Origin of the sequence: Saliniramus fredricksonii (assembly GCF_900094735.1) — a bacterium.
Lineage (GTDB): Bacteria > Pseudomonadota > Alphaproteobacteria > Rhizobiales > Beijerinckiaceae > Saliniramus > Saliniramus fredricksonii.
This window is the reverse complement of sequence record NZ_FMBM01000002.1, coordinates 938,096-959,928: the sequence shown is the minus strand read 5'-3', so window position 1 is coordinate 959,928 and position 21,833 is coordinate 938,096. Positions and strand designations below refer to the sequence as shown.

The following is a 21,833-nucleotide window of genomic DNA, read 5'->3' as shown; positions in this document are numbered from 1 at the left end:
GGAGGGGCGCATGGTCGCCGCGGATGTGCGTGAGGCGCCGGAAGACGCTTCCGGGACAAAGAACATTGCCAGCGGCGTTGATCGCGAGATCTATGCTGGTAACCAGCGCATCTTCGAAGGCCGGAGCCATCAACTCGTTGCGGCCCTGTGCATCGCCTACACGACCTTTCATATCGGTGTGATGAATCTCTATCCGCTGGAGACCTGGGTCTACCGGCTGGCGCACGTGACGGGCGGTCTCGCACTCGGCTTCACCTTGTTCTCCGCGCGCGGTTTCATCGATCCGCAGGGGCGTGCGCATACGCGCTCGCTCGTCGAACTCGCCCTGCTCGGCATCGCGGCGCTTCTGATCCTCACGGCTCTCGGCCGGATCGCGCTCGCCGTCGCGACAGGCGATCTGATCGCGACGGGCGCCCCGCCGGACAAGATGGTCACCACATTCGGCCTGCCGATCATCGCCGGTACGGGTCTGGCGATCCTCGCGACCTGGATTTTCCCGCCGGGAGACCGCGGCAGGCTCGCGCCTGGCGATCTGCTCCTCGCCCTCGCCGCGATTGCGGTGGGCGTCTATATCATTGCCCATGCGCATTTCCTGCGCACCCGCGCCCAGGTCTTCCCGCATCCCAATGACATGTGGGCCTCGATTGCCGGCATTCTGCTGATCCTGGAACTGACGCGCCGTCTGGCTGGTCTGGCGCTCGTCATCATCGTCGCGGCCTTCGTGGCCTATGCCTTCGTCGGGCCGTGGCTGCCAGGTTTCCTGGAGCATCGCGGCTATGCGCCCCAGCGCTTCTTCGCCTTTCTCTATACCGATAACGGCATTCTTGGACCGACAACGGCGGTCTCCTCGACCTATATCATTCTCTTCATCACCTTCGCGGCCTTCCTGCAGGCGAGCAGGGTGGGCGAGTATTTCGTCAATTTCGCCTTCGCGGCTGCGGGCGGTGCGCGCGGCGGGCCGGCGAAGGTCGCGGTGTTCGGCTCCGGTCTGATGGGCATGATCAACGGCACCTCAGCCGGCAATGTCGTCTCCACCGGTTCACTCACGATTCCGCTGATGAAGAAGGTCGGATACAAGCCCCAGACGGCCGCAGCGGTCGAGGCCGCCGCCTCGTCGGGCGGGCAGATCCTGCCGCCGATCATGGGCGCGGGCGCCTTCATCATGGCCGAGATCACCGGCATCCCCTATACCGATATCGTCATCGCGGCGATCATTCCGGCGATCCTCTACTTCCTCTCGGTCTATTTCATGGTCGACAACGAGGCCCTGAAGAACGGCATGAAGGGCCTGCCGCGCAACGAGTTGCCGCAGTTCCGCAAGCTTGCGAAGCAGGCGTTTCTCTTCATTCCGATCGTGATCCTGATCGGTGCGCTGTTCGTCGGTTATTCCGTGATCCGCGCCGGCACGCTCGCCATGGGCGCCGCCGCTGTCGTGAGCTGGCTGACGCCGTTCCGCATGGGCCCGCGCGCCATCCTTTATGCGCTCGAAATCGCTGCGAAGATGTCTCTGCAACTGGTCGCGGTCTGTGCTGCGGCGGGCGTGATCGTGGGCGTGATCGCCATGACCGGTGTCGGCGGACGCTTGTCGGGCGTGCTGATGGCGGTGGCGGATCAAAGCGAGTTTATGGCGCTGTTCTTTGCCATGTGCATCTCCATCATCCTCGGCATGGGCATGCCGACGACGGCGGCTTACGCGGTGGCGGCATCGGTCGTTGCGCCAGGCCTGATCCAGCTCGGTATCCCGCCGCTGACGGCGCATTTCTTCATCTTCTACTTCGCCGTGATGTCGGCGATCACCCCACCCGTGGCACTCGCAGCCTATGCCGGGGCGGCGCTGGCGGGCTCGGACCCGATGCGCACCTCCGTGGAGAGCTTCAAGATCGGCCTTGCCGCCTTCGTGGTACCGTTCATGTTCTTCTACAACAACGCGCTCCTGATGCAGGGCGAATGGCTTGAAATCGCGCGCGTCCTGTTCACGGCGGCGCTTGGCATTTTCCTGCTCGCCGCTGCGATCCAGGGCTGGTTCTTCGGACTGCTCAACTGGGTGCTGCGCATCGTGCTGCTGGTTGCGGCGCTCGCCATGATTCAGGGAGGCTGGGTCTCCGATATCATCGGCATCGGCGTCGGCCTGGCCGTCTTCGTCATCCAGAAGCAGTTCGTCACCGCATCGAATATCGCGCGCGGCCTCGACTGACGAGCGCGCCCCGCAGGACCGGGTTGCGACGGCTCAGCGCGTATTGAGCCGCCGGCCCTTGTTCCACAGCATGAACGGGACGCCGGAGAGCAGGGCGCGCATGGTCTTGCGGCTCTGATGCAGGCCGTTCACGGAAACGCGTGGCAGGGCATGGGGATGATCGGCATGACCGGCAAAGACGTGACCGGGCCGCGTCGTCACCGCGGTGGTGAATCCCGCTTCCTGAGCCAGAGCGAAATCGCGCGGCCCGGCTGAACCGGGATCTCCCACCGGATAGGCGAAATGCGCCACATTGCAGCCGAGCTCCTCGGCGAGGCGGTCGCGTGATTGCACGATCTCGTAGCGCGCCGTGACATCGTCATGCTTGGCCAGCATCGGATGGCTCACCGTATGGGCACCGATGGTGATCAGGGGGTCTCCCGCCACGGCCCTGATTTCATCCCATGTCATGCAGAGCCCGCGCGTCAGGGCGCGGCTGTCGAGACCGGCCTGAGCGGCGAGATCGGCGATAACGGCCAGCAGCGTCGCTTCGTCACCGCTGCGCAGGCGCCAATAGGTGGTCTCGAAGGCGATCTGCTTTTCTGCATCATCGCGCGCCGGCAGATCAAAATCACGCCCGTCATGGGTGAAGAGCACCCGGTCGAGCCTGCGGATCGCCTCCTCCAGTTCGAGCCACCAGAGGCGTCCGTGGCCATCGGCGAAGCCGGTGGTGATGAAGAAGGTCGCCGGCACGGCATGGCGACGCAGGATCGGCAACGCGTATTCCGCATTGTCGCGATAGCCGTCATCGAAGGTGAGGAGCGCGAAGGGTCGCCCACCCTTTTCCCGCAGGCGCTGCGGCAAGGCATCCTGTGCAATGATCTCGTACCCGGCTTCCCGGACCATGCTCACAACCGTTTCGAAGAATGCGGGCGTGATCTCCAGCAGGCGGTTGGGCGCGAAGGTGCCGTAGCTGGCCGGGCGCACATGGTGAAACATCAAGATGATGCCGGTGCCGCGCGAGACGGGCGCCAGCCAGAGATCGGCCCGGCTCCAGTCGATCGCGCGCAGCCCCGTGCGGATGATGGCGGATTTCAATGACATGCACGCTCTCCGGCTCGAGAATCACGCGCCGACGGGGCCCGACCGGCGCTGCGGGCATGTCGGCATCACCTGAACGGATCAGGCAGCGGCAACGCCCGCCCTGCGCCCGACCCCGGCCACCACGACATCCGCCGAACCCATTCCCGCAACACGCGCATAGAGATCGACGAGTTCGGGGTCATCGGCTTCACGATCGGCGGCGATGATGATCGTATCCACCGCACCGGCCAGAGATTTCAGCAAGGCCGTATCGGAGGGATCAGGCACCAGCATGAAGACGAGCCCATAGGTGTGCTGGAAGGCCGTCAGCGCGATATCGAGTCCGTCAGCGTCGTCGATCAACGACGCTGCATCGGCGCGTCCCCTTTCGACGCGATGCAGGGACGATGCCGGATCGCGCCGGATCACGTCGAAGAAGCTGGCACGCTCCGCGATCAGATCACTCAGCCCCGGTACGGATCCGGAGCCGTCATCCTGCATCGAGACGAGGATGCAGCGCCCGGCACGGGCACCGGCCTGGCCCAGCTTTTCGCCGAAACGGCGCAGACGTGCGGCATCGCCGAGCCCGGTGACGAGGACGCGCTGGCCGCGATCCTGACGCTGGTTCTCGCGCAATCTTGCAAGCAGCACGCTGAAATCGTAAGCCGCCTCGCTGTCGACCGATGCTGCCGCGAGAGAGTCCGAGGAGTCCGCCACGGCCTCCTGCGCAGCCGATGATAGCTGCGCCGAAACGGGCACTGAATTCCCGGCGGGTAGCCCATCATCGAGAACAGGCACGGAGGCCTCGACCGTTTCCTCACCGGCCCTGCTGGAGACTGTCCCTGCGGGTACGGTTCCCGGATCATCCGCGGCGGGCTTCGTCTTCTGTGTTTCCTGCCAGGCTGCATCGAGGCGATCTTCCTGCGCGCGCGCCTCCCTGGAATCGGCAACGGCCTTGCTTGCTGCCTGCTTGCGGCGCAGACGCGGCTTGTGTTTCACCGCGTCATCCGCCTTGTCGGCGTGCGCTTCCGCTTGCACGGCGGCAGCCGCGCCTTCGGCGGGCTCTGTGACCGGCTCCTGCGAGACCAGCTCCTGCGAGACCAGTTCCTGCGAGACCAGTTCCTGCCATGTCTCTGGAAGCGGTTCTTTCGGCAATGGCGCGGGCACCGGCTCTGCTTCGCCCGCCACACCGGCTTCGTTTTGCGTTGCCTCGACCGTTTTGGCAATCCCGGTCTCGTCTTCAATCGCCGTCTCGGCCGTCGATCCGGACGATGCTGCGACCGGCTCCGATACGGCGGGGCGCGCCTCGGTCGTTTTCCCGCCGGAGCCGGCTGCGGGTGTCCTGTTTGCAGCGGATCTTGGTGCAGCGACAGCGGCGGCGGGTTCTTGCGCAGGCGCATCGGACGGCGACGCAGCAACGTCATCGCGCGACGCAGCGTCAGGCGGCGTATCGCCCCCCACCGTTGCGTCAGGGCGAACTGCCGGTCCGGCAGATGGCGGGGCGCTTTCGTCGGAGGCGTCATGGGGATCAGCCATGTCCTTCGGGGCAGGAAGCGCGCCGGCATCGGCGTTCTCTGCGCCCCCTTCCAACGTGCCGCGCAGGCGCGCGCCGAGCTTGCGGACGCCGGTCAGCACCTCTTCCTCTGCTTGCGGCTGCGCCGCTTGCACGGGGATTTCGATGAAAGAAGGCTGCCTTGTGCGCCTGGATTGCGGCGGCGCGTCGACGGTATCCGCGCCGGCCATCTGCATGCCGCCATCCGCTTTCGGCTGAGGCGCTTGCGCGACGGAAGTCTTTGGGTCCGTGTGGAAGGCATCCGGGGAAGGGGCATCCGCGCGGGTTTGCGGATGCTCGGCCAGAGCCGCACTGACCGCAGTCGCCCCGCCCGCACCGATCCGGGGGGCGATCGGCACCCCGTCGGGCCAGTTCGGGTCGAGCGCCGGTGCGGCGTCATGGCGTGGCTCGTCCTCGTGAGAATCGGAGTCGCGCCTTTGTGCTGCATGTCCATAGCCCGCAGCCATTGCGGGCGCCGCCGGCGCGCCGCCGGAGACCAGAGCCGCGACGACGACACCGCCGGTCGCGACGAAGGCTGCGCCGAGCGTCGCCAGAACAACGGTGGGCGCCTTGCGCGGAAAAACCGGCTCCCGCGGCACGACGGCACGCGAGACGATACGCGCATCGGGCAATGTCGCATTCTGCGAGCCGCGTGCAATCGCCTCGCGGTAGCGGGTGAGGTAGTTCTCCAACTGCTCGCGCTCGGCCCGCGCCTCGCGTTCGAGAGCGCGCAATTGCACCTCGCTCTCATTGGCTTGCGCGACGACACTCATCTGCGCATCGAGCGCCGCTTCCAGCGATTCGACACGGGAGGCGGCAATGCGCGCTTCGTTTTCGAGAATGCGAACCGTGCGCTCGGCGGAAGCGGTAATCTGCTCATCGAGATCCGCGAGCTGGGCGCGCAGTTCCAGAATGCGCGGGTGCCCGGGTAGCAGCGTACGCTGCTCGAGCGCGATCTGGGAACGCAGGTCGATGCGCTGCTCGATCAGCCGACCGATCAGTTCGTTGCTCGCGACATCGGGAATCTCGAAGGCCCTGCCCTCGGCGATCATCTCACTCAGCAACTGCGCCCGGGCCTCCGAATCGGCCTGGGTCGAGCGGGCTTCCGCGAGCCGCGTGTTGAGATCGCTCAATTGCTGCGACGAAATGCTGGCGCTGTCTCCGGTCAAGAACAGCCGCGAGGAAGCGCGAAACGATTCAACGGCCGCTTCCGCCTCGCTCACACGCTCACGCAAATCCTCGATATTGGTGCCGAGCCAGTCCGAAGCGGCCCGGGCGAGTTCGGCCTGCGCCTCCTCCAGCTGGTCGAGATAGACCTCGGCAATGGTATTGGCGGCCTGGGCGGAAAGATCGGGATCCGCAGACCGGAACTCGATGGCGAGGACGCGCGAGCGCGGCACGGCATAGACGGTGAGGGCGCGGTAGTAGGCATCCAGGATCCGGTCTTCCTCGTTCCCGTCATAGCTTCCATCGGCGATGCCGAGCATGGTGCGCACACGCGTGATCGGATCCATCGGCCCGACCAGTGGATCGAATTCCGTGTTGCCGACGAGCCCGAGCCGGCGGATCGTCTCCCGCGCCACCTCGCGCGAACTGACGACCTCGACCTGGCTCAGCACGGCCTGCTCGTCGATGCTGCCGTCTGGCAATTCGCGCTCGGAGAGGGTGCGGGTGAAGACGCTGTCCCGGTTCTCCAGAAGCACCTGGGTTTCACCGGCAAAACGCGGTGTCGCGGTGAGGACGAAAACGATCGCGCCGATGGCGACGGCAAAGGTAATGGCGAGGATCGTCTTGAACCGCCCGCGCAGCGCCAGCAGGATCTCGCGCAGATCCACCATGCCATCGCGACCGCCCTGGTCAAACGACGCATCTCGAGGTTGCTTCATCTCGCGCTCCATACTGGCTTCCGTCTCGATCCGGATTTGTGCACAGGATGAACAGACAGGGTTTCCGGTTGGTTAAGAAAACCGGTCGACCTGCCGCGTTTCGTCACTTGATTGAATCGCGCAAGGTTCTGTTAACCGTATCAATTTACCGTTTGCGCAGATTCACCCCAGCCGGATGGTCGAAACTCCGATGAACAGGCGCAAGACACTCGCTCTCCTGCTGACAGCGGCTGCACTTCCAGGTTGTGCAGCTTTGACGGTGCGACGCGATGACGAAAGCTTTTCGGCGCGCGATTATCGTCTGGCTACGGACGATCGGGTACGGCTGATCGTGTTCGGGCAGGATTCGCTGTCCAACATCTACATGGTCGATGGCAGCGGGGCGATCACGGTGCCGCTGATCGGCGCCGTCACCGTCGAGGGGCTGACGACGACGCAAGCGGCGGAGCGCGTCGCCGATCGCCTCGGCTCGGGCTTCATCCGCGAGCCGCGCGTCACCGTCGAAATCGATACCTACCGCCCCTTCTACATCATGGGCGAGGTCACGCGGGGCGGTCAGTACGACTATGTTGCCGGCATGAGCGTGGAGAACGCGATCGCGATCGCGGGCGGCTTCACGCCGCGGGCCGTACGCAGTTCCGTCACGGTTTCGCGCAAGATCGGGGATGAAACCGATCGCTTCAATGCGCCGATCGATTACACGTTGCGCCCGGGCGATACCGTGATCGTGCGCGAGCGCTGGTTCTGATGTCCGACATGGAGACTCATGTGGCATACGGGCCGCTTCGCATTCTGCACGTGTTTCGCGCGCCGATCGGCGGGCTGTTTCGCCATGTGATCGACCTTGCCTGCGAGCAGGCGGCACGGGGTCATGCAGTGGGTCTTTTCTTTGATTCCTCGCAAACCAATGCCCGCACCGATGCGATGATCGAACGGGCGCGGCCCGCGCTGGAGCTCGGCATCACCCGGGTAGCGATGACACGAAACCCGTCTGCGCGCGACCTCGCGGCCCTGCGCGCGCTGGCCCGTCTGCAACGTGACATCGGTGCGAGCGTGCTGCACGGGCACGGCTCCAAGGGCGGGCTTTATGCGCGGGCCCTGGCGCGCCGTCACGCCCCTGATGCGGTGCGCGCCTACACGCCCCATGGTGGCAGCTTCCATTTCGGCCCCGGCAATCCCCGCCACCACCTGTACATGGCGGCGGAACGGTGGATGGCGCGCCGAACCGACGTGTTTCTGTTCGAGAGCCGCCATGTCGCGAGCCGTTTCGATCACTATGTCGGCGCCACCGATCGCCCCGCCATGATTGTTCATAACGGCTTGTATCCGGCGGAGTTCGAGCCCGTCGACAATGCGGATGCCGCCTTCGATCTCATCTTCATCGGCGAGATGCTGCTCGCCAAGGGTGTGGATACGCTGCTGCAGGCGATGCGGCTGATCCGGCAGAAACGCGGCAGCGCCCCGCGCCTCCTCGCCGTGGGATCGGGCCCCGACCGGGTCTTGCTGATGCAACGGGCGAGCGAATACGGCCTGATCGAGGATGTGACTTTCGAGGATGCCCAGCCGATCCGCGACGTGCTCGCGCGGGCGCGGATCATGGTGATGCCCTCGCACGCGGAATCCCTGCCCTATGTCGTGCTCGAAGCGGCGGCTGCCGGCATGCCGATAGTCTCGACCAATGTCGGCGGTATCCCCGATATCCTGGCACCTTGCGTCGATACGCTCGTCGAGCCAGGCGATGTTGGCGCACTCGCCCAGGCCATCCTGCGTCAGCTCACCGAGGATGCAGCGGCCACGCATTCCCGGATTGAGCAGACCCGCGCCTTTCTCGAAACGAATTTTTCCGTCGCCAGCATGACCGATGCCGTTCTTGCGGGTTACCAAAAGGGAGCGGAGCGTCGTGCCGCTGCTGTGCCATCACGTTAAGTCTTCCCTCACCGGGCGCTGTTAATGTGAACAGGTCAATTCGCCGAATTGATCAATCATCGGAAATCACAGGCGCGTCATATGAGTATCGATATCCGCGATCTTATGCAGGCAGCCGCATCCGCCAGCATGGACGGCACGGCGAAACAGCAAAGGGGCGAGCGCAATCATCGCGCGAAACGTCCGCCGGCCGAGGCCACCGCTGGGCTGCCCTTGTCGGGCGCCTTCTCGGCCAAGGTTCTCACCGGCACGGTCCGCCTCGTCGAACTGCTCATCGTGGCCGGGCTCGGTATCGGGCTGCACCTCGCCTATCTCGGCAATACCTTCAACAGCTTCACGCTGGCCATGATCGCGGGGCTTTCCCTCGCTGCGCTCATTGCATTCGAAATGGTGCATGTCTATTCGATCCAGGCGTTTCGCACCTTCTTTCGTAACGGGCTACGCCTTCTGACCACCTGGACCGTCGTCTTCCTCATCGGCTTCACCGCGATCTTTCTTCTCAAGGTGGGTGACGAGTATTCCCGCGTCTGGCTCGTCGGCTGGTTCTTCACCGGCGCCGCCGCACTGACGGCGGAGCGGCTGGCCCTTGCCGGACTCGTCGGGCGCATGACCCGGGCGGGGCGTTTCGACCGGCGGACCGCCATCGTTGGAGCCGGCCCGGCCGCGGTCGAGATGATCCGCGCGCTCGATGCGCAGGGCGACAACGGCGTGCGCATCGTCGGCGTTTTCGATGACCGCAATGACGAGCGCACGCCCGATCTCGTGGCAGGCTACCCCACCCTCGGGACCGTGACCGATCTCGTCGATTACGCGCGCAACACGCAGCTCGACCTCGTGATCTTCACCGTCCCGATTGCCGCCGAGGGGCGGATCCTGCAGATGCTCTCCAAGCTCTGGGTATTGCCGATCGATATCCGGCTGGCCGCCCATGCGAGCAAGCTGCGCCTGCGTCCGCGCGCCTATTCCTATATCGGCAACGTGCCGGTTCTCGATGTCTTCGACCGCCCGATCGCGGATTGGGATCTCGTAGTCAAATGGCTTTTCGACAAGCTCGTCGGCCTGTCCATCATGATGTTGCTCGCTCCGGCCATGGCGGCTGTCGCCCTGGCGGTGAAGCTCGATTCGCGCGGGCCGGTGCTGTTTCGCCAGAAGCGCTACGGATTCAACAACGAACTGATCGAGGTCTTCAAGTTCCGCTCGATGTATGTCGATCAGGGTGACGCGGGCGCGGCCAAACTGGTGACGAAGGACGATCCGCGCGTCACCCGGGTGGGGCGGATCATCCGAAAGACCTCCCTCGATGAATTGCCGCAGCTCTTCAACGTCGTCTTCAAGGGCAATCTCTCGCTCGTCGGCCCGCGTCCGCACGCCCTCCAGGCAAAGGCCGCCAACGAGCTCTATGACCAGGTCGTCGACGGCTACTTCGCCCGCCACAAGGTCAAGCCCGGCATTACCGGTTGGGCGCAGATCAACGGCTGGCGCGGTGAGACCGATACGCAGGAGAAGATCCAGCGCCGCGTCGAGCACGACCTGTATTACATCGAGAACTGGTCGGTGCTGTTCGATCTGCAGATCCTGGCGATGACCCCCTTCGCCCTGCTGAAGACGGAGAATGCCTATTGAACACGCTGAGCACCAGTCCGTCGGTCCCGGCTGCGACCGGTTTTTCGCGCGGCACACAATGGTGGACGCTGTTCATCTTCATGTGTGGCGGCGGCGTGGTGCTGATCGAGCCCTCCCCTTACGAATTCGCCTTCTTCCTCGCGCTGTTCGTCTTCATGCTGGGGGGCATGCGCCTCGGAGCGGGGGCGGTGGTGATGGCAGTTCTGCTGATGCTGTACAATATCGGCGGGCTGTTCTCGCTGATCCCCTTCCTTGATGACGGGGATGCGGTGCGCTTCATCGGGGTGTCGTTCTACCTGGCCGTGACGGCCATCTTCTTCGCCGCACTCTTGCAGGACGATGCGCGCTGGCGGATGCACGCGCTGACCTGGGGGCTCGTCAGCGGCGCGACGATCGCGTCGGTGGCGGGAATTCTCGGCTATTTCAATGTGGCCGGGCTCGGTGCGATCTTCACCCTGCATGATCGCGCGGCGGGCACATTCAAGGATCCGAACGTGCTGGGCACCTACGTGATCCTGCCACTCGTCCTGCTGGCACAAGCCATTCTGATCACAGGCAGATTACGGCTGCGCCATGTCGTGCCGCTCGGGATCATCCTCTTTGGCGGCGTGTTCCTGTCCTTCTCGCGCGGCGCCTGGGGAAACATGATCCTGTCCATGGCGCTGATGACGATGCTGACCTTCCTATTCGTGGCCGGGCCACGGCAGCGTCTGCGCATCACCGTGCTCGCCGTCACCGGAATCATCGGCGCAATCGTGGCCCTCGCCATTGCATTGTCCATCGAGGAACTGCGCAGCATGTTCGAGGTGCGCGCCGCTCTCGTCCAGCACTATGACGTCGGCGCCACCGGGCGATTTGGACGCATTTTCCGCGCCATCCCCGAACTGCTCGACCGACCGAACGGCTATGGACCGATGCAGTTCCGAGAGGTCTGGTTCGAGGACCCGCACAACGTCTATCTGAACGCCTTTTCCGCCTATGGCTGGCTGGGCGGACTGTCCTATCTCTGCCTGATCGGCGCCACGCTCGTCGTCGGCTGGCGCCTGATCGCAACACCCTCGGACATGCAGGCCTTCGCCATCGCCGTCTGGTCGGTTCTCTTCGTCCAGATGCTCCAGGGCTTGGCCATCGATACAGACCACTGGCGGCACTTCTATCTGCTGCTCGGGCTGACCTGGGGGTTGTTCGACCGCAACGTCCGGCGTGGCGGATATCAGGCGGGTCGCGCAGTCGGGGAAAGCCGGGGCGGATGACCACCCGGATCGAAGGATCACGATTTCGTGATCGGCATACGGTTGAACGGTCGACCAATTTCGCGCACTGAAATCACTGAAAAGCGGAAAACACAACCTTTGAGAGGCAGGTGATTCGCCTTGCGAAAAGCCGACCGAATCCTTGATCCGCGACAGAAGCCACTTCAGCGGGCCCGCAAATGTGCGATACAAGCTTGACGTGAAATACCAACCCTTTGATTCAATTGATTTAATTTCAATCGCCCATCGAAAGAAAAAACCCGCCGAACCGGACGAAGCCGGCAAGGCGGGTTGAAGGTGCTCTCGATGTAACGCCCCCACAGGCGCAATCAAAAGGTACATCGTCGCGATCACGCGTGCAACATGTTGCAAGACAGGGACAGGCCGACCTGCCGCTTCTCGCCGTCAGCCCTTCTTGTATTTGTCGGTGTCGGCGAGCGACTTCGCGATATCCAGCAGACTGGTACGCAGGCTCGGCACCTTCAAATTCGCGAAGATGAGCAGAAGCTGCCGCCCGTCTGGATCTGCCAAGGCGCGCTGAATCTGGTGATCCTCAAGCGACACGACCTCACCCGTCCCGAAGCCCCCGTCAATCAGACTGCCATAAAAGAAGCCGATCGGCACATCGAGGGCCTGCGAAATCTGGAACAGTCTGGCCGCCCCGACACGGTCGGTTCCGTTCTCATACTTCTGGACCTGCTGGTAGGATACATCGATTTCCCTGGCCAGCTGCTGCTGGTTCAACCCCAGCGCATTCCGCCGGAGCTTGATGCGCCGTCCGATTTCGAAATCGATTTCATTCGGCGACTTCTTGTTGCTCAACATTGCTTCCGTTCTCCCGATCAGATACCGCCGACTCGGCAACCGACACAGATACAACCAGGTTGCAGGCGTATTCCGACAACCCATACGCGCAGCAGCTGGCATAAACGGAACCCCGAACCAAAATGAAACGCGAACATTTCAAAGCCCCGGAACTCCCCTTCTGATTGTCTTAGCGCCTGTGTTGGCAACAATCAATAATGCAACCAACGGGAAATATGCAGCTACGACAACTTTTTACGCGCATTTCCCGCGACGCGCTTGAGGTGCATCGTCAACACTTTGCCCGCCCAGCTTTTGAATTTCAACTGTCAGATACATTTTTTTTCATATTATTACTATAGGTAGCACAACCTGATGCGGAGAGCTCGACTTAGAATTGTTCTCTTTATTAATGTATTTTTTTCAATTACAACTTATACGTTAAATTGTTTTTGCTCCGTTCCAAAAATTGAAAGGCGCGCCCGAACTGCGGACGCGCCTTCGTCATTGTTTCACATCTGGTTGTAAAAGAGGCAGGAAAAGCCCTTGCCTCACCCGGCATTCTCGACAGCGACAATCTGGAACGTCTGCATGTCGCCTTCATCATCCCGGATGGAGAGATATTCGCCGACCTGCATGACGTGATCGCCGAGCCGATAGGCCGGCTCGTCGTCATCATCGCGATTTTCATCGTAATCGATCACCCAGGTTGCACCACCGGTGCCGCCGGGACGATGGCGCAGGAAGCCGACATCCTCCTCGTTCCCCCAGAACCGATGCACGCGGCACAGTTCCTTGTGCTTGCGCCATTCGGCGATATCGATATGCCCGTCCGCATCGAGCGGTGCGACGATGTCGTATCCATGCAGATGCGAACCGGTCGGATGCTCCTTCGTGCGCGCGAGATGCAGGGTGATGCGCTTGAAATGATGGGGGATGGACATGAACGTGTTCCTCCTCAAGGTCGCGGCCTCTGCCGCAATCGTCGATACGGTTTCACCACGCACCTGATGGCGACGCCTTGATCTCGAGCAATCGGCGGCGCGCAGAACGCCGGGATTTCGCGCTTGATCCGGCGCGCCCGGACAGGCACCTTCGCGTCCCGCGCCATCCGGCCGATATCCCAGGGAGAAGCTCATGCCGAGTCTGAAAGCCGCGATCATCCCCGTCACGCCTCTGGAGCAGAATTGCACGCTGATCTGGGATGACGAGACGAAGACCGGCGCCGTCATCGATCCGGGCGGGGATGTCGGACGCATCCGCTCCGGCATCGAAGAACTCGGCCTGACCATCGAGAAGATCGTGCTCACTCACGGCCATTTCGATCATATCGGCGGCGTCGCCGAACTGCGCGCGTTGCTTGATGTCCCCGTGGAGGGGCCCCATCGCGCCGATGAGCCGCTGATCGCCAATCTCCCCGCCATCGCCGAGCAATACGGCCTCGGCACCGTCGAGAGCTTCACCCCGGATCGCTGGCTGGACGAAGGCGATGATTTCGACATTGCCGGCATTCCGTTCGAGATCCTGCATTGCCCGGGCCACTCCCCCGGCAGCCTCGTCTTCTTCCAGAAAGACCAGCGATTCGCGCTCGTGGGCGATGTGCTCTTCCGCGGCTCCGTCGGGCGCGCCGACCTGCCGGGAGGCGATATGGACACGCTGATCAATTCGATTCGCACGAAACTCCTCGTCCTCGGCGACGATGTCGGCTTCATCTGCGGTCACGGGCCGACCAGCAATATCGGCGATGAGCGCGCCAGCAATCCCTTCCTCCAGGATTGAGGCGCGGCCGTGCAAGCATCCGGCGCCGCTCAGCCCTTCGCCTGCGCCTTGACCTGATCGAGCATTTCCTGCGCCTTAGAGCCCTGAAGCTTCTGGATGTCGTCCTGATATTTCAAGAGCACGCCCAGCGTATCAGAGACGAGATGCGGATCGAGCGCCACGGCGTCGAGTTCGACCAGCGCGGAGGCCCAGTCGAGGCTCTCGGCGACGCCGGGGGACTTGAACAGGTCCTCCTTGCGGATGGCCTGAACGAAAGCGACGATGTCCTTCGACAGTTTCGCCGGCGCCTGCGGCACCTTCGCGCGCAGGATCGCGAGTTCGCGCGCCGCATCGGGATAATCCACCCAGTGATACAGGCAGCGGCGCTTGAGCGCGTCGTGGATCTCGCGGGTGCGGTTCGATGTGATGATCACGATCGGCGGATGCGCGGCGCGCACGGTGCCGTATTCCGGGATCGTGACCTGGAAATCGGAGAGGATTTCGAGCAGGAACGCCTCGAAGGCCTCGTCCGTGCGGTCGAGTTCGTCGATCAGCAGGACGGGCGGCCCGGCGGTGTCGGGCTCCAGCGCCTGCAAGAGCGCGCGCTTGATCAGATGGCGCTCGGAGAAGATGTCCCCCTCCAGCCGCTCGCGATCGGCCTCGCCGGTCGCCTCGGCGAGGCGGATCTCCATCATCTGGCCGGCATAGTTCCATTCGTAGACCGCAGATGAGACATCGAGCCCCTCATAGCATTGCAGCCGAATCAGCGAACGCCCCAGCGCCTGCGAGAGCACCTTGGCGATCTCGGTCTTGCCGACACCGGCCTCGCCCTCGAGGAAGAGCGGACGGTTGAGGCGCAGCGCAAGAAACAGCACCGTGGCGAGCGGGCGATCGGAAACGTAGCCCGCATCTTGCAGAAGCTTCCGGGTATCGTCGATGCTGGCGGGAATATCGGACACGCGCTTCATTCCATCTGCATGAGACAACGCCCCGGACCGGGCGGACGCCCGATCCGGGATTCAGATCATTCGACGCGCTCAGCGCCCGGTCGCAGCCGCAACCGCGCGGCGCGCCATCACGCCGACGAGATGCGCGCGGTATTCCGCATCGGCATGAATATCCGTATTCATGTCGCTGGCAGATGCGCTCATCCCGTCGAGGGATTTGGGCGCGAAGCGCTTGGCGAGGGCCTCCTCCGCCTCGCTCCAGCGGAACACGCCGTCTGAGCCCGCCCCGGTCACGGCGACGCGAATATCCGAGCCGCGCTTGGAGACGAAGACGCCGGCCAGCGCATAGCGCGAGGCTGGGTTGCGGAACTTGGCATAGGCCGCCTTGGCGGGGATCGGAAAGGAGACCTTGGTGATGATCTCGCCTTCGTCCAGCGCAGTGTCGAACATGCCCGTGAAGAATTCCTCCGCCGGAATCTTGCGCTTGTTGGTGATGATCGTCGCGCCGAGCCCGATACAGGCGGCGGGATAATCGGCGGCGGGGTCGTTATTGGCGATCGAACCGCCGATCGTGCCGCGATGGCGCACCGCCGGATCGCCGATCCCTTCCGCGAGTTTGGCAAGGCCAGGAATCGCCTCGGCGACGACAGCCGAGGTCGCGACCTCGGCATGGGTCGACATGGCGCCGATCACAACAGCGCGACCCTTCTTCTCGATGCCGCGCAATTCGCCCATGGCGCCGAGATCGACGAGCGCGGAGGGCGCCGCGAGGCGCTGTTTCATGGTAGGCAGGAGCGTGTGACCGCCGGCGACGATCTTGGCATCCTCATTCTTCTGCAGGAGCGCCGCCGCCTGGCGGACATTGCTCGGGCGATGATATTCGAAAGCGTGCATGGGTTCGGTTCTCCGAATTCCTGATGAAGCGCACGGGCAGCTGGTCGCCCGCGCGGAAGCTATCGTTCGAACGGCTCACTCCGCCGCCATCGGCGCCCTGGCCTTGTGGATGGCATGCCAGACCGCGCGCGGCGTGGCCGGCATGGGCACGTCCTCATGGCCCACCGCATTGGTGATGGCGTTGATCACGGCCGGCGGCGCGGCAATCGCACCCGCCTCGCCGCAGCCCTTGATGCCGAGCGGGTTGGACGGGCACGGGGTCACCGTCATGCCGACATCGAAGGACGGCAGATCATCGGCGCGGGGCATGGCGTAATCCATGTAGCTCGCCGTGACGAGCTGGCCGGATTCGTCATAGACCGCGTTTTCCAGCAGCGCCTGGCCGACGCCCTGGGCGATGCCGCCATGGACCTGGCCCTCGACGATCATCGGATTGATCACCACCCCGAAATCATCCACCGCCGTGAAGCGTTCGATCGTGGTCACGCCGGTATCGGGATCGATCTCGACCTCGCAGATATGCACGCCTGCGGGGAAGGTGAAGTTCGTCGGATCGTAGAAGGCGCCCTCCTTCAGGCCGGGTTCGAGATCCTGGCCGGAGAATTTGTGGGCGATATAGGCCTGGAGCGCGATCTCGCCGAACGCCATCGACTTGTCGGTGCCCGCGACGGAGAACTTGCCGTCGGCAAATTCGATATCCTTGTCGGATGCCTCCATCGCATAGGCCGCGACCTTCTTGCCCTTCTCGATCACCTTGTCGATGGCGCGGGTGATCGCCGACATGCCGACCGCGCCGGAGCGCGAGCCGTAGGTGCCCATGCCGAACTGGACCTTGTCGGTATCGCCGTGGACGATGTTCACATTGTTGATATCGACGCCAAGACGCTCGGAGACCAGCTGGGCGAAAGTGGTCTCGTGGCCCTGGCCATGGCTGTGAGAGCCGGTCAGGACCTCGACGGAACCGGTCGGATTGACGCGCACTTCCGCCGATTCCCACAGGCCGACACCGGCGCCGAGCGAGCCGACCGCCTGCGAGGGCGCGATGCCGCAGGCCTCGATATAGCTCGAAAAACCGATTCCGCGCAGCTTGCCCTTCTTGGCGCTCTCGCGCTTGCGCTTGTTGAAGCCCTTGTAATCAGCCATCTCCAGCGCTTTTTCCAGCGAGGCGCCGTAATCGCCGACATCGTAATTCATGATCACCGGCGTCTGGTGCGGGAAGCGCTTGATATAGTTCTTCTTGCGGAACTTGGCCGGATCCATGCCGAGCTCGCGCGCGGCCACTTCCACCAGCCGCTCGACCACGAAGGTTGCCTCCGGTCGCCCTGCCCCGCGATAGGCATCGACAGGCGCGGTGTTGGTATAGACGCCGTCCACCTCCGCGTAGATCGCCGGGATATCGTACTGCCCCGAGAGCAGCGGCGCGTAGAGGTAGGTCGGCACCGATGAGGAGAAGGTGGAGAGATAGGCGCCGAGATTGGCGATGGTATGGGCGCGCAGGGCGAGAATCTTGCCGTTATCGTCGAGTGCGAGCTGCGCGCGGGTGACGTGATCGCGGCCATGGGCGTCGGAAAGGAACGCCTCGGTGCGGTCGGAGGTCCACTTGACCGGACGCCCGACCTTCTTGGATGCCCAGACGCAGACGGTTTCCTCGGCATAAATAAAGATCTTCGAGCCGAAGCCGCCGCCCACATCAGGCGCGATTACCCGCAGCTTGTTCTCCGGCGCGATGCCGATGAAGGCCGAGAGCACGAGCCGCGCCACATGCGGGTTCTGGCTGGTGGTGTAGAGCGTGTAATTGTCCGACCCCATGTCGTATTCGCCGATCGCCGCGCGGGTCTCGATCGGGTTGGGGATCAGGCGGTTGTTGGTGATGTCGAGGGTGGTGACGTGCTTGGCCTTCCTGAAGGCGGCTTCCGTCGCATCCTTGTCGCCCAGATGCCACTCATAGACGGTGTTGTCGGGCGCGACATCGTGAACGACGACCTTCGATTCCCGCGCCTTCGCCGTATCCGCAATCGCGGGCAGGAGTTTGTAATCCACCTCGACCGCCTCGGCGGCATCGCGGGCCTGGGCCAGCGTCTCGGCGACAACAACCGCGACGTGATCACCGACATAGCGCACCTTACCCTGGGCCAGCGCGGGATGCGCGCCGGCCTTCATCGGCGAGCCGTCCTTGGAATGGATCATCCAGCCGCAGATCAGCCCGCCGATATTGTCGGCGGCGAGATCATCGCCGGTGAGAACGGCGAGCACGCCGGGCATGGCCTCGGCTGCGGCCTTGTCGATCCTGGCGATTTCGGCATGGGCATGCGGCGAGCGGACGAAATAGGCATGCGCCTGACCCGGACGGGTGAGATCGTCGGTATAGCGGCCCTTGCCGGTGATGAAACGCTGGTCTTCCTTGCGACGCACGGGGGCGCCGATTCCGGTACCGGTCATGACGTGTTCCTCCTCGAAGCGCTTCTTGGACGAGCGCTTGGCGAAAAATGATCAAATGAGAGCGATCCCGCGCAGTTTCGGCGCGGCAAGGTAAAGATCGACAAGGACTTTCGGCGGCGGGATGACCCGCAGCGCCCGGCTGGTGAAACCGGCATCGTTTCGCCCGATCACTCGGCAGCCTGACGCGCACCGCCCTCGGTCATCGCCTTCGCACCGGTCTCCACCGCGCGTACGATGTTGTGATAGCCGGTGCAGCGGCAGATATTGCCTTCGAGCTCGTGACGGATCGTCGCCTCGTCGAGATCGGAACCGAGCCGGTTCACCATATCGACGGCGGTCATGATCATGCCCGGCGTGCAATAGCCGCATTGCAGCCCGTGATGTTCGCGGAAGGCGGCCTGCATCGGATGCAGCTCGGCGCCGTTTGCGAGTCCTTCGATCGTGACGACCTCACAGCCATCCGCCTGGACAGCGAGCATGGTGCAGGCTTTCACGGCCTTGCCGTCGACATGCACGACGCAGGCGCCGCACTGGCTGGTATCGCAACCGACATGGGTGCCTGTGAGGCGCAGATGCTCGCGAACGAATTGTGCGAGCAGCGTGCGCGGATCGACATCGGCGGTCACGGATTTCCCGTTCACCGTCATCGTGACGCTGGCCATATGCTTCTTCCTCCTCCTGGAACGCCGGGCCGACCGAGTGCCGGCGGCGTGACTTCGACATTTTTGGACGATCGGTCGAGCCATCGGACCCGTCCAGTTTGAAAATCGTCAAAACAGAGTGTGAACCGCTAGAAATCGGCGGTCAAGCATCTCATGATACGACGAAAGGCGCGTTTTTGCGTCGCACGCGCGCAAAACTGCGCTTTCTGTGCCGTGAGGGTCGGATCAGCAGCGTAATTCACCCATGAACGGGGTTTGCCGCAGGCAGAGCCGCACCCCATTGGCAGCGTGGCGGTTTGGAACCATCTTCGCTCGAGACGCAGCACGAAACTGGAGGAGCGTGGCGCAATGGCGCTATCCTGGCTCAAACGACTCGGCGGGCGGGCCAATCCAACCGCATCGACGAACGCATCCACAAGCACGGACACGGCACACGACATGAGTGAAAGCGAAACACCCAAGACCCGCACGACGCGCGGCAAGACCCGCCCCTGGCCGACCGAGCTGCGCGTCTCGCAGGATCGCCGCACGCTGACCGTGACCTATGACGACGGCGCGGCCTTCCCGCTGCCGGCGGAATATCTGCGCGTGGCGAGCCCTTCGGCGGAGGTGCAGGGCCACAGCCCGGCCCAGCGCAAGACCGTGCCGGGCAAGATCAACGTGCAGATCATGCAGATCGAGCCTCTGGGGAACTACGCCGCCAAGATCGTCTTCGACGACATGCATTCCACCGGCATCTACGGTTGGGATTATCTGCGCGATCTCGGCGAGAACCGGGAGACGCGCTGGCAGACCTATCTCGACGAGCTCGCCGCCAAAGGGCTCTCGCGGGAGGCGCAGGGCAAACCGGCCTGATCCGCCATCCCGCCCGCTGCCTCAATCGCCGACATGCGTGCGGAAGCTCTCCGCACTCTCCTCTTCCTGCGCACGCAGCAGCGTGCGCGTGGCCTCATCGATCTCGCGCTGACGGTTCCACATCGCAGCATAGACGCCGCCTGATTCAAGCAGATCCATATGCGTGCCGCGCTCGACGATTTCGCCCTTGTCGAGCACGATGATCTCGTCGGCCCCCACCACCGTGGAGAGGCGATGGGCGATCACCAGCGTGGTACGGTCGCGTGAAACCCGATCCAGCGCATCCTGGATTTCCTTCTCGGTGAAGCTGTCGAGGGCCGAGGTCGCCTCGTCGAGGATCAGGATGGGCGGACTCTTGAGAATGGTGCGTGCGATCGCCACGCGCTGCTTCTCGCCGCCCGAGAGCTTGAGTCCGCGCTCGCCGACCTGCGTATCGTAGCCCTCCGGCAGGCTCTCGATGAAGCTGTCAATCTGCGCCAGCCTTGCCGCCTCGCGGATCTCCGCCTCGGTCGCATCCCAGCGTCCGTAGCGGATATTGTAGCCGATCGTGTCGTTGAACAGCACCGTATCCTGCGGCACCATGCCGATCGCCGACCGCAGGGATTTCTGCTGCGTCTGCGCGATGTCCTGGCCATCGATCCGGATGCGCCCGGATTGCGGCTCGTAGAATCGGAAGAGCAGCCGTGAGATCGTCGACTTGCCGGCGCCCGACGGCCCGACCAGAGCCACCGTCTTCCCAGCCGGCACGCTGAAGCTGATGCCGCGCAGGATCGGACGATCGGCGCGATAGGCGAAATGCACATCCTCGAACGCGACTGCGGCCTGATCGATCACGAGCGGGCGCGCATCCGGCGCATCGCGGATTTCGGGATTGCGGGCGAGGATGGCGAACATGTCGTCGATATCGATGACGGCCTGCTTGATCTGGCGATAGACCATCCCCATGAAATTCAGCGGCATGTAGAGCTGGATCAGCATGGCGTTGACCAGCACGAAACTGCCGATCGAGGCATCGCCCGCCATCACTTCGCGGGCGGCCATGATCATCACCGCGACCATGCCGATGGTGAAGATCACCGCCTGCCCGCCATTCAGCACGGCGAGCGAGGTATAGGTCTGCGTCGAGGCGCGCTCATAGCGCGCCATTGAAGCGTCATAGCGCTCGATCTCACGGGATTCGGCGCCGAAATATTTCACCGTCTCGAAATTCAGAAGCGAATCGATCGCCTTGGTATTGGCGTCGGTATCCGACTCGTTCATCCGCCGCCGGATCTCCATGCGCCATTTGGTGGCATAGTAGGTATAGGTCAGATAGGCGGTGATCATGACTGCGACGACGAGGGCGAAGGACCAGTCGAATTCCCAGGCGAGGATGCCGAGCACGAGGATCAGTTCGATGATCGTCGGGATCAGCGTCAGGATCATCAGCCGCGAGAGTTCCTCAATGGCGTTGCGCCCGCGCTCGAGCACCCGTGTCAGCCCGCCGGTCTTGCGCTCGAGGTGGAAGTTCAGCGACAGGCTGTGCAGATGCGCGAAGAGTTGCGAGGCGATCCGGCGTACTGCGTGCATCGCCACCTTGGCAAAGAGCCCGTCGCGGATCTGCGTGAACAGCGCCATCGCGATCCGCGTCAGACCATAGAGCGCCGTCAGCAATAACGGCGCGCCCCAGAGCCAGTGCAGGGCATCCCCCGGCGCCACGGACGTCGTATCGGAGGTTTCCGTGATCGCAACGAGCGCATCGGTCGCCCATTTATAGGTGAAGGGCACCACCATGGTCGTGACCTTGGCCAGAACCAGAAGCGCGAAAGCGATGAAGACGCGCTGCTGGAGGTCCTTGCGGCCATGTGGCCAGAGATAGGGCCAGAGCCGGAAGAAGGTGGCGTAGAGCGAAGCCTGGGCTGGCGATTGGACCGGTTCTGGTGGGGTGCTGTTCATGATGCCGTCCGGAGGAAACTGACCGGGATATGGCGGTCGCGCC

General features: G+C 63.5%; 16 protein-coding genes. 7 read left to right on the top strand and 9 right to left on the bottom strand.

The annotated features are described in order from the left end of the window. Window positions 1-10: 10 nt before the first annotated feature. The gene (locus GA0071312_RS11035) at window positions 11-2,194 is read left to right on the top strand and encodes a TRAP transporter permease (protein ID WP_074445009.1); all 2,184 of its coding nucleotides are present in this window, start codon (window positions 11-13) and stop codon (window positions 2,192-2,194) included. 33 nt (window positions 2,195-2,227) lie between these two features. Here the strand turns inward: GA0071312_RS11035 and GA0071312_RS11030 are convergent, their stop codons facing one another. Both GA0071312_RS11030 and GA0071312_RS11025 read right to left on the bottom strand, forming a co-directional pair. Continuing rightward, on the bottom strand, window positions 2,228-3,277 hold the full coding sequence (locus GA0071312_RS11030) for a polysaccharide deacetylase family protein (protein ID WP_074445008.1): 1,050 nt from the start codon (window positions 3,275-3,277) through the stop codon (window positions 2,228-2,230). A gap of 78 nt (window positions 3,278-3,355) precedes the next feature. Continuing rightward, a complete protein-coding gene (locus GA0071312_RS11025; RefSeq protein WP_165604017.1) occupies window positions 3,356-6,694 on the bottom strand; it encodes a GumC family protein in 3,339 nt (1,112 codons plus the stop codon). A gap of 190 nt (window positions 6,695-6,884) precedes the next feature. Here GA0071312_RS11025 and GA0071312_RS11020 point away from each other — a divergent pair, with 190 nt between their 5' ends. The 4 genes from GA0071312_RS11020 to GA0071312_RS11005 all read left to right on the top strand — a co-directional run bounded on the left by GA0071312_RS11020 (window position 6,885) and on the right by GA0071312_RS11005 (window position 11,496). Continuing rightward, the gene (locus tag GA0071312_RS11020; protein ID WP_420819962.1) at window positions 6,885-7,442 is read left to right on the top strand and encodes a polysaccharide biosynthesis/export family protein; all 558 of its coding nucleotides are present in this window, start codon (window positions 6,885-6,887) and stop codon (window positions 7,440-7,442) included. Between the two features lie 20 nt (window positions 7,443-7,462). Then, a complete protein-coding gene (locus GA0071312_RS11015) occupies window positions 7,463-8,620 on the top strand; it encodes a glycosyltransferase (RefSeq protein ID WP_165604016.1) in 1,158 nt (385 codons plus the stop codon). An 81-nt stretch (window positions 8,621-8,701) separates the two neighbouring features. Then, window positions 8,702-10,243, top strand: coding sequence for an undecaprenyl-phosphate glucose phosphotransferase (locus GA0071312_RS11010; RefSeq protein WP_074445004.1), 1,542 nt, complete (start codon window positions 8,702-8,704; stop codon window positions 10,241-10,243). Next, on the top strand, window positions 10,240-11,496 hold the full coding sequence (locus GA0071312_RS11005; protein WP_074445003.1) for an O-antigen ligase family protein: 1,257 nt from the start codon (window positions 10,240-10,242) through the stop codon (window positions 11,494-11,496). The genes GA0071312_RS11010 and GA0071312_RS11005 overlap by 4 nt, the downstream gene beginning before the upstream one ends. A 405-nt stretch (window positions 11,497-11,901) precedes the next feature. Here GA0071312_RS11005 and GA0071312_RS11000 read toward each other — a convergent pair whose 3' ends face one another. Together GA0071312_RS11000 and GA0071312_RS10995 are read right to left on the bottom strand one after the other, a co-directional pair. After that, on the bottom strand, window positions 11,902-12,318 hold the full coding sequence (locus tag GA0071312_RS11000) for a helix-turn-helix domain-containing protein (RefSeq protein WP_165604015.1): 417 nt from the start codon (window positions 12,316-12,318) through the stop codon (window positions 11,902-11,904). 533 nt (window positions 12,319-12,851) lie between these two features. Beyond that, a complete protein-coding gene (locus GA0071312_RS10995) occupies window positions 12,852-13,244 on the bottom strand; it encodes a hypothetical protein (RefSeq protein WP_074446109.1) in 393 nt (130 codons plus the stop codon). Between the two features lie 193 nt (window positions 13,245-13,437). On the opposite strand from GA0071312_RS10995, the gene GA0071312_RS10990 reads away from it, so the two are divergent. Further along, entirely contained in the window at window positions 13,438-14,079 is a 642-nt protein-coding gene (locus GA0071312_RS10990) for an MBL fold metallo-hydrolase (RefSeq protein ID WP_074445001.1), read from the top strand. A gap of 29 nt (window positions 14,080-14,108) precedes the next feature. Here the strand turns inward: GA0071312_RS10990 and GA0071312_RS10985 are convergent, their stop codons facing one another. From GA0071312_RS10985 to GA0071312_RS10970, 4 genes are all read right to left on the bottom strand, one after another. Continuing rightward, entirely contained in the window at window positions 14,109-15,017 is a 909-nt protein-coding gene (locus GA0071312_RS10985) for an AAA family ATPase (protein WP_238947188.1), read from the bottom strand. Between the two features lie 78 nt (window positions 15,018-15,095). Further along, window positions 15,096-15,899, bottom strand: coding sequence for an FAD binding domain-containing protein (locus GA0071312_RS10980; protein ID WP_074444999.1), 804 nt, complete (start codon window positions 15,897-15,899; stop codon window positions 15,096-15,098). A gap of 75 nt (window positions 15,900-15,974) precedes the next feature. Beyond that, window positions 15,975-18,338, bottom strand: a complete 2,364-nt coding sequence (locus tag GA0071312_RS10975) for a xanthine dehydrogenase family protein molybdopterin-binding subunit (protein WP_074444998.1) — start codon at window positions 18,336-18,338, stop codon at window positions 15,975-15,977. Between the two features lie 167 nt (window positions 18,339-18,505). After that, window positions 18,506-19,000, bottom strand: coding sequence for a (2Fe-2S)-binding protein (locus GA0071312_RS10970; protein ID WP_074444997.1), 495 nt, complete (start codon window positions 18,998-19,000; stop codon window positions 18,506-18,508). Window positions 19,001-19,438: 438 nt separating this feature from the next. On the opposite strand from GA0071312_RS10970, the gene GA0071312_RS10965 reads away from it, so the two are divergent. Beyond that, entirely contained in the window at window positions 19,439-19,855 is a 417-nt protein-coding gene (locus GA0071312_RS10965) for a gamma-butyrobetaine hydroxylase family protein (RefSeq protein WP_074444996.1), read from the top strand. A 21-nt stretch (window positions 19,856-19,876) separates the two neighbouring features. Here the strand turns inward: GA0071312_RS10965 and GA0071312_RS10960 are convergent, their stop codons facing one another. Beyond that, on the bottom strand, window positions 19,877-21,790 hold the full coding sequence (locus tag GA0071312_RS10960; protein WP_074444995.1) for an ABCB family ABC transporter ATP-binding protein/permease: 1,914 nt from the start codon (window positions 21,788-21,790) through the stop codon (window positions 19,877-19,879). Window positions 21,791-21,833 lie beyond the last annotated feature (43 nt).